Annotated in this window: 14 protein-coding genes, 1 pseudogene and 1 other annotated feature; of the genes and pseudogenes, 1 reads left to right on the top strand and 14 read right to left on the bottom strand. The window is 35.7% G+C overall.

Features of this window, described 5'->3' with window-relative positions; genetic code table 11:
- Window position 1: 1 nt before the first annotated feature.
- The 9 genes and pseudogenes from SM12261_RS03625 to SM12261_RS03585 form a co-directional block, all read right to left on the bottom strand.
- Complete coding sequence (locus SM12261_RS03625) at window positions 2-685, bottom strand: LexA family transcriptional regulator (RefSeq protein WP_000492701.1); 684 nt, start codon at window positions 683-685, stop codon at window positions 2-4.
- A 324-nt stretch (window positions 686-1,009) separates the two neighbouring features.
- Window positions 1,010-1,078 (bottom strand): Maff2 family mobile element protein, encoded by a 69-nt coding sequence (locus tag SM12261_RS03620; RefSeq protein WP_373852502.1) that lies wholly within the window; start codon window positions 1,076-1,078, stop codon window positions 1,010-1,012.
- A gap of 296 nt (window positions 1,079-1,374) precedes the next feature.
- A complete protein-coding gene (locus SM12261_RS03615; RefSeq protein WP_000209246.1) occupies window positions 1,375-2,520 on the bottom strand; it encodes a low temperature requirement protein A in 1,146 nt (381 codons plus the stop codon).
- A 228-nt stretch (window positions 2,521-2,748) separates the two neighbouring features.
- The gene (locus SM12261_RS03610; protein ID WP_001019941.1) at window positions 2,749-3,489 is read right to left on the bottom strand and encodes a response regulator transcription factor; all 741 of its coding nucleotides are present in this window, start codon (window positions 3,487-3,489) and stop codon (window positions 2,749-2,751) included.
- 10 nt (window positions 3,490-3,499) lie between these two features.
- Window positions 3,500-3,832 carry a LytTR family DNA-binding domain-containing protein gene (locus SM12261_RS03605; RefSeq protein ID WP_000656278.1) on the bottom strand — a complete coding sequence of 111 codons (333 nt, stop codon included), beginning with the start codon at window positions 3,830-3,832 and terminating at the stop codon, window positions 3,500-3,502.
- 451 nt (window positions 3,833-4,283) lie between these two features.
- Window positions 4,284-6,560, bottom strand: a complete 2,277-nt coding sequence (locus tag SM12261_RS03600) for an ATP-binding cassette domain-containing protein (RefSeq protein WP_000401876.1) — start codon at window positions 6,558-6,560, stop codon at window positions 4,284-4,286.
- On the bottom strand, window positions 6,560-7,030 hold the full coding sequence (locus tag SM12261_RS03595; RefSeq protein ID WP_000447038.1) for a MarR family transcriptional regulator: 471 nt from the start codon (window positions 7,028-7,030) through the stop codon (window positions 6,560-6,562). The genes SM12261_RS03600 and SM12261_RS03595 overlap by 1 nt, the downstream gene beginning before the upstream one ends.
- 162 nt (window positions 7,031-7,192) lie before the next feature.
- Window positions 7,193-7,582: pseudogene (locus SM12261_RS03590) on the bottom strand (replication initiation factor domain-containing protein); the annotation flags it as partial.
- 2 nt (window positions 7,583-7,584) lie between these two features.
- Entirely contained in the window at window positions 7,585-8,016 is a 432-nt protein-coding gene (locus tag SM12261_RS03585; RefSeq protein WP_025169729.1) for a hypothetical protein, read from the bottom strand.
- Between the two features lie 173 nt (window positions 8,017-8,189).
- Here SM12261_RS03585 and SM12261_RS03580 point away from each other — a divergent pair.
- A protein-coding gene (locus tag SM12261_RS03580) for an IS3 family transposase (protein ID WP_115262387.1) occupies window positions 8,190-9,538 on the top strand; the annotation gives its coding sequence in 2 pieces (ribosomal slippage) (window positions 8,190-8,631 and window positions 8,631-9,538; 1,350 coding nt in all).
- A gap of 134 nt (window positions 9,539-9,672) precedes the next feature.
- On the opposite strand, the gene pezT is transcribed toward SM12261_RS03580, so the two are convergent.
- From pezT to SM12261_RS03550, 5 genes are all read right to left on the bottom strand, one after another.
- On the bottom strand, window positions 9,673-10,443 hold the full coding sequence (gene pezT, locus SM12261_RS03575; protein WP_000405376.1) for a type II toxin-antitoxin system toxin PezT: 771 nt from the start codon (window positions 10,441-10,443) through the stop codon (window positions 9,673-9,675).
- A complete protein-coding gene (gene pezA / locus SM12261_RS03570; protein ID WP_000579609.1) occupies window positions 10,443-10,919 on the bottom strand; it encodes a type II toxin-antitoxin system antitoxin PezA in 477 nt (158 codons plus the stop codon). Before pezA ends, pezT begins: the two co-directional genes overlap by 1 nt.
- Before the next feature lie 527 nt (window positions 10,920-11,446).
- Window positions 11,447-11,815, bottom strand: coding sequence for a 50S ribosomal protein L7/L12 (gene rplL / locus SM12261_RS03565; protein WP_001196965.1), 369 nt, complete (start codon window positions 11,813-11,815; stop codon window positions 11,447-11,449).
- 72 nt (window positions 11,816-11,887) lie between these two features.
- Window positions 11,888-12,388: a 50S ribosomal protein L10 gene (gene rplJ, locus SM12261_RS03560; RefSeq protein ID WP_001287267.1), complete on the bottom strand. Its 501-nt coding sequence runs from the start codon at window positions 12,386-12,388 to the stop codon at window positions 11,888-11,890.
- Window positions 12,389-12,426: 38 nt separating this feature from the next.
- Window positions 12,427-12,562: a sequence feature (ribosomal protein L10 leader region), on the bottom strand.
- Window positions 12,563-12,638: 76 nt separating this feature from the next.
- Window positions 12,639-13,898, bottom strand: coding sequence for a TRZ/ATZ family protein (locus tag SM12261_RS03550; RefSeq protein WP_000870440.1), 1,260 nt, complete (start codon window positions 13,896-13,898; stop codon window positions 12,639-12,641).
- Between the last annotated feature and the right edge of the window lie 52 nt (window positions 13,899-13,950).

Raw genomic sequence — 13,950 nt, 5'->3', positions numbered from 1 at the left:
CTCAATCCTCTAAAGGCATAAAGTTTCCAACAATTTTCCCTATGATACGAGGATTCTCATCATAAGGCGCAAACTTATCTGAATAGTTCCGATTGAGTGAAACTAAACGTAGCCCATTTTCTTCACGATACACTTTCTTGATATAGGTTTGACCATCCCAATCTATGGCATAGATAGCTCCATCATAATCAAATCCTGTTTGCTTAATAAGGGCTACAGAACCATTTTCATATGTTGGTTCCATCGAATTACCAAACACCCATGATGCAAAGTCATAATCAAATTGATGATTAAAGTAAACTGTATCGTAATTACCATCATCAAAATAAGCTGTTCCTGTACCAGCTGATAATTTTTCGTAGACCTTATAAGCAAAACGCTCAGGAATGTCTACAACCTTCTCATTCTGTTTGTTCAACAATTCTGTAGCATAATGAAGTGTCGCTTTTTGATTCTTTTCCGTTAGTTTGAGATAAGTTTCAACTATTTCATACTCTGATTCAAAATAGCAAGGGTCGACAGTTAAAATCTGGCTCAACTTACTTAGATTATTTTGATTCGGTTTTGTTTTACCTGATTCCCAATTAAAGTATGAGACTCTACTGATTCCCAAACTGGATGCAAGTTGTGATTGCGATAACCCTTGACTTTCTCTTTTTTCTTTTAATTTAGTAGGTGAAAACATTTGTTCTCCTTTTTGTAAGTTTATTAACTAACAAAAGAATACCATAGCTTGTTGAAAAAATCAAGAGTTTAATAACCCCCAAGTTCTAATTCCGAGAATACATTTGAAATAAAAAAGAATGCTGACAAATCAACATTCTTTTTATGTTCACTTTGATAAACATTATAAAATTTGTCTGTTTAGCTACCAAAAAGCTACCAATAGATTTGTAATTTTAAATAAATAAATTAGTAGTACTATATTTAAATACCTAGTTATCTAAAAGAATAAATTTACTAGATTAGTAAATTAAATTAGACTTTGTCAGTAATGACGTTACTCTCCTTACTTCAATACATTTGAAAGTAATGGGATTAGTTTTAAGCCGATTAGAACGATGCCTCCACCATGAATTTGTAAGAACTTTTCATATTGAAAATAAACAAAAGTGTTGAAATATAGCTGATTTTAGGGAAATACTTCTAGGTGTTTTCAATGTCAGGCTTTAAAAACGTGGCAAAAGTAGGGCAAAAACGAATGACTCGTATTTGGTTTGAAAACCTATAATACCTAATGTTTATGCTATTCTAGATATATAGTTTTGTTATAAATAAATGTCAGTGCGAGTTCAAATCGGAGGATAAAATGGAAAAACAAATTAATGAAAAAAAAAGCCTTGGTTCCCAAAGCTTTTTAATGTTATAAACTCATTAAAATAATCCCCAGTTAGATTTGGAATATTTTTTATTCTGTGTCATATAAAAATAAATAAAATGAATGGCTATAGCTAGAGCTAAAATGGTTGTTATACTCACTACTATTATAGGATTAGAAGCAAAGATTAAAGAGAGAATCAAGGCAGCCAGATAGAGTGTCGCTTGGACACAGTAGTAACTTTTCGAATAGCGAAGATAGTGTTTGTTATAGGGCCCATTTACTAGGACAGCAGCTTGAAAGAGGCCAAATCCGATATAAGAGAAGCTGGTTGCAAAGAGACGATTAGCTTCAGGATTCTGAAGAAAACTCATCGAAACGGTCATCATAAGAAGTCCAATGAAAATAGGATAGTGACTGTAAATTAGAAATAGTCCCTTTTGATTAGATTTTTCATCAATAGCATGGTCGAATTGACCAAAATAAAACAAGAACAGAGAAATCATAATAATGAAATAAAGAACCGAATAAATCGAGAAATTCTCGATTGTAAAGAAGTTAGCTAGCTCCGTAATCATCTCTCCAAACATAATAATGACAAGAAGGGAGATACGCTCGATTAAATGGGGGAGATTTACCTGGTAATGCTTATCTTTATTAAGCAAGATACTTGGCATAATAAATGTTAGCAGAATACTAGCAAATAAGATATAGACTCTAAGGTAAATAGGAAGAAGAGCTGCTAGATAGAATCCTAAACTTCCTAGACCTGTTATCCATAGAAAACCTTTGATACTTTCCCGATTAGCATCATCGGTTGATTTTCTAAAAAATTCAACCAAATATTGAAAAAATAAGGTAAGGGTTAATGTACCAATAGCCCAACAGAGATAATGAAAATATTGTTGCCAATCAGGTCCAATCATATTGGCTATAAAGAGTAAAATTCCCATTTTGATAAACATGATTACTATGTTAAATAAAGAGTTCTTTCCATAGCGATTGGTATAATCGGTTTGAATCATCCAGGAATCGATGAGAAACAAAGTAGCAATGAAAAAATCAAGGAAAGAATTCCAAGTCAAAATACCGTTATGAAGATGGTCAATTAAAGTAGTTACTTTTGAAATTGCAAAAACAAAAACTAAGTCATAAAAAAGTTCTGAAAATTCTACACGTTTATGTTTAATAAGAGTTGTCATCTTAAGACCTTTCTATTTTAGAAGTACAATTTATTATAACATAAAATGGTAATGAGAGAAAAGGAGATGCTTAAATAACTTCATGTGACGCTAATTGTCAAAACCTTGGAGCACATTTACCTCACGTACCAGCTTACAGGCGGAGTGTTTGATGATTGATAATGAAGAATAAGATTATACAATAAAAAAACACCTATAATATTTAGAAAAAATATCATCTAAATCTCCTTAGTCATGAAGTCTTTCGATAACTTTCATAAGTGGACGAATTTTTAATCTAGAGACAATACAAGAGGACCCGTTCTGAAAATGAACTAACCGATTTTCTTTATCAATTAAAGATATATTATAAGGATTTACGATAAATGATCTATGACATTGAAATAAACGTGGTTCCTGTTTAAGAATATCTGACAATTGTCCATAAAATTCAACTATGTCTCGTTTTGAATAGAGAGTCAACTTATGAGCAATTGTTGATGTTTCAATATACAATAAATCTTTAAAAGGGACTTGAATTTGAGCTTTGGATCCTGTAAATATAAAAGAGTCCTCAGATACTGTTATTCCTTGATTATCGCTAACACTTAAAATAACATTTTCAATTCGTTTGATAAATAATGGTTCAGGTAATTCTTTATCAATGAAATCAATAGCTGATACTAAATATTCAAAAGATACAGGCATAAACTCAGAATGAGATGTTACAAAAGCAATCACTGCTTGAGAATCAAGTTTTCTAATTTCTCTAGCAACGTCTAATCCTCTTTTGTCATCATCTTTTATTTCAATATCAAGTAAAAATAATTGATGATTTCCTCTCTCTGAAATGTCCTCTAAAAGCTGTTGAGGTTTTCCATAAACCTCAAAATGCCTATACTCAATCTTATTATCCACCAAAATTTTTTTGACAACATTTTCAATTCTAGTCTGTTGTAAAAAATTATCTTCTAGTATAAAAATATTCACTACTTCACTCCTATATATTTTTCCACTGATTTTTTAATATTGTAAAGTGTCTTCTAGAACAAGCGATGTCTGATACTCTATCATCCATAAACATAATCGTTCTTGTCTCATGATTAAATCCTGCTATTTTATCTTTATTCACAAGAAACTTTCTATGGCATCTAATAAGTTCTTCTGTACTTTCCTCTTCGATTTTAGCTAGTGAGGTTGAAGCTTCAAAATTCCCTTCTGCTGTTACAAAAAGAACAGCATGAGCTTTTGTAGGGTGAGTTGTAACATAATAAATTTTAGAGAGTGATACCTTTACGATAGCTCTATCTTGATATAAAATGTAGTCTTTCATATTTAGCCTCCTTCTATCAGTTTAATCTTATCAGAATGATGGAAATTAAATTATAAAAATCTCAAATGGTTTCTATACTATCTCAAATGGTAAAAATTTTCTTAATTTAGACATTTCATGATAAAATAGATACTTTTTAGTATCTCAATAATATTAATCTTTCTTCATTTGATAAACTAATTTCTAATGAAAGGAAAGCTATGAAGGCAATTCAAATTTTACACTACTCTTTATTTGGCTATATTTTATCTCTGTATTTAAAATATTATTTCTTAAAAAAACATTCAAAAATACAAAAATTTTACAAGGACATAAGATTAACTACAAATATAAATCTTCTACTTATCAGAAGTTAAGTAAGACAATATACCAAAAGCCTATGAAATCAACGTTTCTAGGCTTTTTTGTTTTTTTAATGTGGTTTTGTCTGATTAGAAGCAATTGACGTATTTTAACTGAAATTTAAAATTTCTTTCAAATATTTCCCCGTTTGAGACTCTTCACAACTGATAATATCTCTTGGTTTGCCTTCGAATAAAATATAACCCCCATTCTTTCCGCCCTCGGGTCCTAAATCAATTATCCAATCAGCTTGAGCAATAAGTTCTAAGCGATGTTCAATTATCACAACCGTATTCCCTTGATTGACGAGGCGTCTTAGTAAACTAAGCAGTTGTTCAACATCCTTACCATGCAGACCTGTGCTTGGTTCGTCGAGAACAAAGATTTGTCCTGACTCTTGTAACTTACTAGCTAACTTAACTCGTTGCACTTCTCCACCTGACAAGGTACTTGTGGGCTGACCTAAAGTCAGATAATCTAAGCCAACTTCCTTCATGACTGACAGAGATTGACAAATCTTATCGTTCGAAGAAAAAACTGTTAATGCTTCTTCGACAGTTAGATTCAAAATCTCTTCAATTGTGAAATTCTGATAACGATAGCTGAGCGCTTTAGGATTATAACGGTGACCCCCGCACTCCTCACAAACGACCTCAACTGAATCCGCAAAAGCCATGTCATAAACGATTTTTCCAGTTCCCTTGCAAATTGGACAAGCACCTTTTGAATTATAGCTAAACCAACTAGAGGTTACATTGTTGGCTTTGGCAAATAATTTTCGAATTTCATCCATTATTCCTAAGTAAGTTGCTGGTGTGGAACGAATGGAGGTACCAATAGGTTTTTGATCGATGATAATGGCATCTGGGTAATTTTCGATAAATTCGACACCAATCAGAGAGCTCTTCCCTGAACCCGCGACACCCGTTACTGCGGTCAAGATTCCCTTAGGGATTTTTGTATTAACCTGTTTAAGATTATTTGCAGTAGCATCTTTGATGGCAAAATATTCTGTCCAAGCTAGTGGGTCTTGATTCAGTCTAAGTGGTTGTTTTAGGACACGGGTTGTGAAGGTGTCAGCTTTTTGCAACTCTACAAGACTTCCTTGAAAAATTAGCCTACCGCCTTCCCGACCAGCCAATGGTCCCAATTCAATGACTTCATCCGCTAAAGCTAACATTTGTCGGCTATGTTCCACAACCAAAATATTGTTGTGCTTATCTCTTAAATCCAACAAGAGCTGACCGATTTTCTCGGCATCATGAGGGTGCAGACCTGCAGTCGGTTCATCAAAAACGTAGTTGACATTACTTAGGCTGGAACCAATGTGTCGCACCAACTTGACCCGTTGTATCTCACCACCTGATAAGGTTTCTGTCTTCCGAGACAAAGATAAATAACCAATCCCAACTGTCTCCATACGCTTAATAGCATACTTGATTTGTGCAACTAATGATTGACCTAAAGGACTATCAACTTCTTCAAGTAAAGGCAAGAGTTCACTGACTGATAAGTTCATATAGTCAACAATATTATGCCCGTTTATCTTAGAAGCTAAGGCCTTGGGGTTTAGTCCTGAGCCTTCACAACTGGCACAAGGTACCTGAATGACAAGAGATAGCACTTCTTCTTGCAATGATTTTTTCAGCTTAGAAATATCCCTTTTCAGATAGAGGCGGTAGAAACGCGGAATTACACCTTCATAGTCAACACGGTCCACACTCCCCGTATTATTAGAACGAAATTCAACCTTGACTATTTCATCGCTTCCTTCTCGCAAAATCTGCCATTCTTCCTCAGAAAAATCAGCTAACTTTTTATCTGCATCAAGTAAAGGATTATTTTTGTAAAGATAAGCCTGCCAGCCACTCGAAAATTGACTAAAATTAATAGCACCTTCATTCAATGATTTTGTGGTATCAAAAATCTTATCCTCAATTAACTGATAAACCTTCCCAATCCCAGTACAAATAGGACACATCCCTGCAGGATGATTGAAAGAATAAGCCATTGAGCCACCCGCACTCGGTTGACCAACCCGTGAAAACAGCAGACGAATAAGCGGAGCAATGTCCATAGCCGTCCCGACTGTTGAACGAGTATTAGTCCTTAAAGCTTTCTGATTGACAACGATAGATGGGGGTAAATTTTTAATTTCGTCTACGTGAGGACGCTCATAGTGAGGTAGCTTGTTCCGTAAAAAGAGAGGATAACTATCCTGCCACTGTCTACTACTTTCTCTTGCTAGCGTATCAAAGACAAGGGAAGACTTCCCCGAACCTGAAACACCTGCAAAAACCACTAGCTTATTCTTAGGAATCGTCACATCAAAGTCTTTTAGATTGTGCTCTTTAGCACCAAAAATTTCAATACTATCTATTTCCATCAATTATTCTCCATATTGTCAGTTAAAGTTAACAGCTCAGCTTTAGTAAATTCATTCTTCACAAGAGTTAGATATTTTCCTTGAAGTTCAACATATTTTTGCATATCCTCTTGCCCCATGCCCCTTATTGCTTCTTTTTCTGCTTCCACTATTTTAGCAACGGTCATCTCTATATAAGTTTTGCCTTTTTCAGTCAAGGACAATTTCTTACTCTTACGAGAACTTGGTAGTGGCGTCACCCTTACATATTGGTCAGCACTCAACTTTTTTACCGAAGAGTGAATGGTTTGTTTTGGGAACATCATCTGTTCAACCAAGTCCTGCTGAGTGATATCACCACTATTTACTAATAAAAAATAACAGACCCACACGCTACTCTCAGATAGCCCAAAATTCTTAGCCATGACACGATAAAGAGATGAGAATTCTTTCTCTTGTACTGATAATTGCTTTATAAAATCTGTTTCCAAAATAATTCCTTACATCTCTTTTAGTCTGATTTCGGATTAAATTATATCCTAAAAAAATATCTATGTCAAATAGAGAAGGAGGCAGTATCCTCCTTTCAACACTTAGTTCTTATTATTAATCAACTTTTCCAGCCTTTCTACAGCTCCTCTCATGGTGTCTTTTTGCTTTTTACAATAACTATAAATAAGCGGGACGGATAGGCTATCATCAAAAATATCATTGGCGATATCTAGTCTTGTAAAGTTACTATGGCATTCAGAAATGCGTTTCATCAGGGTTACCCAGTTATTGACATTGCTTTCCATGTATTCTTCATACTGACGGCACCCCTGCCCTCTCAGTTCGATAAAAACTCCCATTTTTGATTCCCAGTCTTTATTGAAGTTAACCTTTATCTCTGAGAAGGCATAATGCCTTTGGTACTTGTTTATCCCCCATTCATTGAGAACAAACTTATCTTTAGGAAGAATGAGGATTTTCTCAATGACATCATCTGGAGCTAAGCATTTAATCGTTACGGCTAAGTAGTCTAACATCACTGAGTTATCCATGTCTAGGCTCCAATAAATTTAATATCAGTTGCCACTAGTTTTAAGCCTCCCCAATTTCCACCACCATTATTATTAGCTCGCCAACTAAGGTGGACTTCTGGATTGACAAGTTCTACTACAAGTGAGTTCAGCTCATCCTTTTCAACGGATTTAGCCAACTTGTCAAGATTGTCTACAATCTCCAAGCGAATACCCTTGAGGTCATCAAGGGAATAGCCCAGGTCTTTCAAGGCTTGGATTTTGTCTGTATCTTGTACAGAGCAAGTAATTTTAGCTACTTCATCTGTCGCAATGCTTTCGCCATTGACATTTTTATAGACTGGTGCAACTCGCGAAGAAAGGATGGTCACTTTCTTTGGAATGTCAAATTGTGATTTATCCAATTTCAAGTCGCCAACTTTTATAGTTTCGTCTGTTAAGTTAAATTTTGTCAGTCTTCTTTTTCTGAGTTATTAAAATTGATTAGAACTTTTGAGGCTGGGCAAAATCTTAATTCCTGAAGAAAATGGAGTAAATCTTCCCACAAGAAAACGCATAATATCAAGCTTTTTTGAACTGCACCCCAAAAGTTAGACAGAGAAAATCTAACTTTTGGGGTATTTTTATTATGAAATTAACTTATGATGATAAAGTTCAGATCTATGAACTTAGAAAACAAGGCTATAGCTTAGAGAAGCTTTCAAATAAATTTGGGATAAATAATTCTAATCTTAGGTATATGATTAAATTGATTGATCGTTACGGAATAGAGTTCGTCAAAAAAGGAAAAAATCGTTACTATTCTCCTGATTTAAAACAAGAAATGATTCATAAAGTCTTACATGAAGGCTGGACTAAAGATAGAGTTTCTCTTGAATACGGCCTCCCAAGTCGTACGATACTTCTTAATTGGCTAGCACAATACAAGAAAAATGGGTATACTATTGTTGAGAAAACAAGAGGGAGAGTACCTAAAATGGGACGTAAGCCAAAAAAGAGACCTGAAGAGAGGACAGAATTAGAACGTCTTCAAGCAGAAAATGAGTACCTGAGAGCGGAGAATGCCATCCTAAAAAAGTTGAGAGAACTCCGATTGAAGGAGAAAAAAGAGAAAGAAGAAAGACAGAAATTGTTCAAGAATTAATGACTGAGTTTTCGTTAGATATTCTTCTAAAAGCCATTAAACTAGCTCGTTCGACCTACTACTATCACTTGAAACAACTAGACAAACCAGATAAGGACCAAGAGCTTAAAGCTGAAATTCAATCCATTTTTATCGAACACAAGGGAAATTATGGTTATCGTCGGATTCATTTAGAACTAAGAAATCGTGGTTATCTGGTAAATCAGAAAAGAGTTCAACGCTTGATGAAAGTACTCAATTTACAAGCTAAAGTGCGACAGAAACGAAAATATTCTTCTCATAAAGGAGATGTTGGTAAGAAGGCAGAGAATCTCATTCAACGTCAATTTAAAGGCTCTAAAACAATGGAAAAGTGCTACACAGATGTGACAGAATTTGCCATTCCAGCAAGTACTCAAAAGCTTTACTTATCACCAGTTTTAGATGGTTTTAATAGCGAAATTATCGCCTATAATCTTTCAACTTCACCTAACTTAGAACAAGTAAAAACGATGTTGGAACAGGCCTTCACAGAGAAACACTACGAGGATACGATTCTCCATAGTGACCAAGGTTGGCAATACCAACACGACTCTTATCATCGGTTCCTAGAGAGTAAGGGAATTCAAGCATCTATGTCGCGCAAGGGTAACAGCCCAGACAACGGTATGATGGAGTCCTTCTTTGGCATTCTGAAATCGGAGATGTTTTATGGTTATGAGAAGTCATTTCAGTCGCTTAAGCAATTGGAACAAGCCATTGTAGACTATATTGATTACTACAACAACAAACGAATTAAGGTTAAACTAAAAGGACTCAGTCCTGTGCAATACAGAACTAAATCCTTTCAATAATTATTTGTCTAACTTTTTGGGGTCAGTACATTTCAACACCTGATACTATGCGTTTTTTTTGATTTTAAAAACTTTTCGCCCAGCTCAAACAACTAACAAAAATTATAAGTATAGTTTATTTTATAATTTGAGATCTAACAATCATTTCGATTCGTTAAATCTTTCAATCTTTCTTCTCCAGATTTAAGCATCTCTTTCTCAACTTGATTCCATTCTCCAAATAGTAAATCATGAAGGACGGTTGCTGCTGAAGTTTTATCTTCTCCTGAATCATATACACAACTTCTATCTCGTTGATAAATTTGAATTCTTTCAAAGATAGCTAGTTCTTCCGATTGCCGTGTATTATCAACTAGATGATTTACAATGAAATCATGATGTTCTTTTGGAGTTGCGCGTGCTTGATTTGGATTGATAGCGTACAGTTCTTCGTATCGGATAAGAGTACTCAGATAGGACAGCTTAGGCTTTGTCGCAATTAAGGCTAATTGTACCTCATACCCCTTATTTTTCAAGAGTTTTGCTGTTTTCTTTGGAACATCAATCGTTCGTAAAGTTCCCTCTATCAAAAGATTGTATCCCAAATGACTCAATTCTCTTACTAAAGACTCTACCATTTTTCCTGCAAAATCTTTGGTGTATTCTACACTGTCTTTGCCATATTCTTGCTGCAGTTCTAAATAGTGTGGATGTTGAGAGCGAAAACTATCGCCATCTATGATAACAATATTTCCTTGAAATTCTTTCTGTTTAATACGATGAATTGTAGTCTTACCAGCACCACTTTGTCCTCCAAGTAAAATCGCTATAGGTTGCTTACTGGACTTTTTTCCTCTTGTCAGAGAACGAAGATTCCGCTCTAAAGCATGTTTGAATTCACTATCAGTATAATCTTGGATTTCCACTAGGCTACCATCCGTTTTTCAGATATCTCTAACATACGTTCAATTCCATCCAAATAGCCGCTATATCTCTCTATTTCATCAAAAGTTTCAACTAGATAGATATTCGTATGAATCAAATCAGAAAGATCATCACTCATTAAAATCCAAGGATTAGATTCATCATCAATGCTAATTCCCTGACTATCTTGATAACGATAGAGTCGTGATAATAGATTAGCTCCTCTTTCTTTCACAATTTCAATTTTTAAAGTCAATTCATAATCTTCAACAGGATTGAGCATTTTATCTTCTCCTACAATATCGACATAAGATACATTAAACTTCTGACAAATGATATCTATTAGTTCCGTAGAGACTGGACTAGTTCCATTTTCATAACGACTCAAGCTATTGCGAGAAATTCCTATAATTTGGGCAAATTCGGGTTGTGTTAAGTCATGTGTTTTACGTAAGGATTTTATGTTCTTTCCAATCATGGCAAACTCCTTTATTTTTATAAATCCATTATAGCATAAAAAAGCAAAACGCACCAAAAATGGTGCGTTATTTCTTGTTTTTCTAGCCTAAACTTTACTTCTATAAAAGCCACCTTAAAGAGTAATTCCTTTTTCGGTGGCTTTTCAAAATACTATACATTAAAATACTCTTGTTTAATTTTTGTAAGCAAATTGTTAGCAACAGAAGTTACACCAACATGCATCCGTTCAGGATCAGAATAATCTAGATTACGAGCATAGACTTCTGTAACAGTCTGAGCAATACGCTCATCCAATTTATAATTGGAGGCTTTTAATAGTGCACAAAATAATTCTGAACTATGTTAAAGGAGAACAATATTCAACTGTTCTCCAAAATAATTTTATTAAAAAGAAAAACCCTGCCAAATTAATTTTTGGTAGGGTTTTTGGTAGGAAACTAAATTTATTTATCAGTTTCTAAAATGTGTTCACGATTCTAAAAGGCTGATACTATAGTATTCCGAATTCTAATTGGTATATGCCTCTTATTTAAGAGTAACTGAAGCTCCAGCTTCTTCCAATTTAGCTTTGATTTCTTCAGCTTCTGCAGTTGCAACGCCTTCTTTAACAAGTGCTGGTGCACCGTCAACAAGTTCTTTAGCTTCTTTAAGACCAAGACCTGTGATTTCACGTACAACTTTAATAACGCCAACTTTTTTGTCACCTGCAGATGTCAATTCAACGTCGAATGAATCTTTAGCAGCACCAGCGTCAGCAGCACCAGCTGCAGCAACAGCTACAGGAGCGGCTGCAGTTACACCAAATTCTTCTTCGATAGCTTTTACAAGGTCGTTCAATTCAAGGATTGAAGCTTCTTTAATTTCAGCAATAATGTTTTCAATGTTCAATGCCATTGTTATTTCCTCCAAATATGTTTTAAATTTATAATAGATTTTCGTAGCTAAGCTACGCTGCGTAGCTTAAGATTAAGCTGCGTCTTCTTTGTTGTCTGCAACCGCTTTGACTGCAAGAGCAACGTTGCGCACTGGCGCTTGAAGTACAGAAAGGAGCATAGAAAGAAGTCCTTCGCGGTTTGGAAGAGTTGCAAGAGCAAGAATCTCTTCTTTAGATGCGACAGCGCCTTCGATTGCACCACCTTTGATTTCAAGTGCTTCAGCGTTTTTAGAAAAGTCGTTCAAGATTTTCGCTGGTGCGATAACATCTTCGTTAGAAAATGCTACTGCAGATGGTCCAACAAATACTGATGCAAGATCTTCAAGACCAGCTTTTTCAGCTGCACGACGCAAGATTGAGTTTTTAATGACTTTATACTCAACTTCGTTTCCACGAAGCTCACGACGAAGAACTGTATCTTGCTCAACTGTCAAACCACGAGCGTCTACAACGACGATAGATGCAGCAGCTTTCATTTTCTCAGCTACTACGTCAACTAGTTCCGCTTTCTTAGCAATAATTGCTTCACTCATTAGTGTGTTCACCTCCGTAATTATTTTGCTTGGGAAATTTTTCCAAAAGAAAAACGCGCCCAAACCTAGACACGAAAGTACAATACGCTTCTTTTTACATGATACGTTTTGTCCTCGGTAGGATACTTATGAGTCGAGCTCCCCTACTGTCTTAGGCAGTTTTTTCAAACCGTATATAAGTATAGCATAGTCAAAAAAAGAATGCAAGATTTTTGCAAACTTTTTTTAAAATTTTTTCGTGATTTTTCTTTTAAAGTTCTACTGTCAGGACTTGACCTTGCTTAACTACTGGTTCTCCAGCAATATAAACATCATCAACATCACTGGATTTGACTGCATAGACAAGATGAGAGAGCATATTTGCCTGAGGTTGGAGATGGATTTTCCCTTGTGGTTGGATGACCAGAAAATCTGCTTGCTTGCCAACTTCCAGACTTCCTATCTGTTCGTCCATTCCAAGAACCTTAGCACCTTCTATCGTTAGAGCTTTGAGGGCTGTTTCGATTGGAAACTGGCTGGCATCCCCACTTTTCATTTTCTGTAAGAGAGCTGCTGTTCGTCCTTCCTCAAACATATCAAGGTTGTTGTTGGAAGCAACTGAATCTGTCGCAATTCCCACAGCCACTCCCGCTTTTTGGAGCTGGATAATTGGAGCAATTCCTGATGCCAGTTTGAGGTTACTGATAGGATTGTGGGCAATAGCCACTTGAGAGGATGCCAAGCGCTCAATTTCTCGCTCGTTTAATTCTACCCCGTGAGCAAAGACAGACGGATAGTCTAAGTAACCCAGTTCTTCTAGAAAGGCGAGGGGACGTTTGCCGTATCGTTTCAGGATAATGCCAGATTCCTCCTTAGTCTCCGCAACATGAATATGGATAGGAATATTCAACTCTTTTGCCATATCTAAGCTTTCTTCCAGCAAGTCTCTACTGCAACTGTAGGGAGAGTGTGGGGCTACCATAACCTTGAAATTTGGATTTTTATATCCTAAAATTTCCTCAATGATAGCTCGTGTTCTAGCAATGGTCTCAGCAGTTGTCTCCGCCTCAGAAGAAAAAAGGGTAGGAGAAAAATAACAACGTATCTTGGAAGATTTCACTGCCTGATAAATCCGCTCAATATCCACACCATTGGGATTATACATATCGTTAAAGGTTGTTGTTCCTGACTGGAGCATTTCTGTCAGCGCTTCTTTGACCGCCTTGGTAGTCATGTCTGGAGTAAACTCAGCTTCTGCAGGCCAAATATAATCATTGAGCCATTCATGGAGATTGCTATCATCTCGAATCCCTCTCAAGCCTGTCATAGCAGAATGGGTGTGGCAATTGACCAATCCAGGCATAATCCAAGCTCCCTGATAGTCTATAATCTGCTCAGCTTGTTCTAAAATCTTTTGCTTCTCTTGACCTACATAGACGATTTGAGAATCCTTAACGGCTAAGATTCCATCTAGATAGACATGGAAATCTTGGTTACAAGTCACGATATTTACATGCTGATAGACTTTCATTCTAGGCTCCTTTTCTAAAAGACAATTTATACTCTCTTCAAACCTCTGCAGA

It is taken from the genome of Streptococcus mitis NCTC 12261 (assembly GCF_000148585.2).
Taxonomy (GTDB): domain Bacteria; phylum Bacillota; class Bacilli; order Lactobacillales; family Streptococcaceae; genus Streptococcus; species Streptococcus mitis.
The sequence above is the reverse complement of the archived record's forward strand: the minus strand, read 5'-3'. Positions and strand labels throughout refer to the sequence as shown.

Bases quoted from the DNA above. Each gene is read 5' to 3' on its own strand.
- SM12261_RS03550 (WP_000870440.1), bottom strand. From the start codon at position 13,898: ATGAAAGTCTATCAGCATGTAAATATCGTGACTTGTAACCAAGATTTC.
- SM12261_RS03615 (WP_000209246.1), bottom strand. From the start codon at position 2,520: ATGACAACTCTTATTAAACATAAACGTGTAGAATTTTCAGAACTTTTT.
- SM12261_RS03625 (WP_000492701.1), bottom strand. From the start codon at position 685: ATGTTTTCACCTACTAAATTAAAAGAAAAAAGAGAAAGTCAAGGGTTA.
- pezA (WP_000579609.1), bottom strand. From the start codon at position 10,919: ATGATTGGAAAGAACATAAAATCCTTACGTAAAACACATGACTTAACA.
- SM12261_RS03605 (WP_000656278.1), bottom strand. From the start codon at position 3,832: ATGAAAGACTACATTTTATATCAAGATAGAGCTATCGTAAAGGTATCA.
- rplL (WP_001196965.1), bottom strand. From the start codon at position 11,815: ATGGCATTGAACATTGAAAACATTATTGCTGAAATTAAAGAAGCTTCA.
- rplJ (WP_001287267.1), bottom strand. From the start codon at position 12,388: ATGAGTGAAGCAATTATTGCTAAGAAAGCGGAACTAGTTGACGTAGTA.
- SM12261_RS03600 (WP_000401876.1), bottom strand. From the start codon at position 6,560: ATGGAAATAGATAGTATTGAAATTTTTGGTGCTAAAGAGCACAATCTA.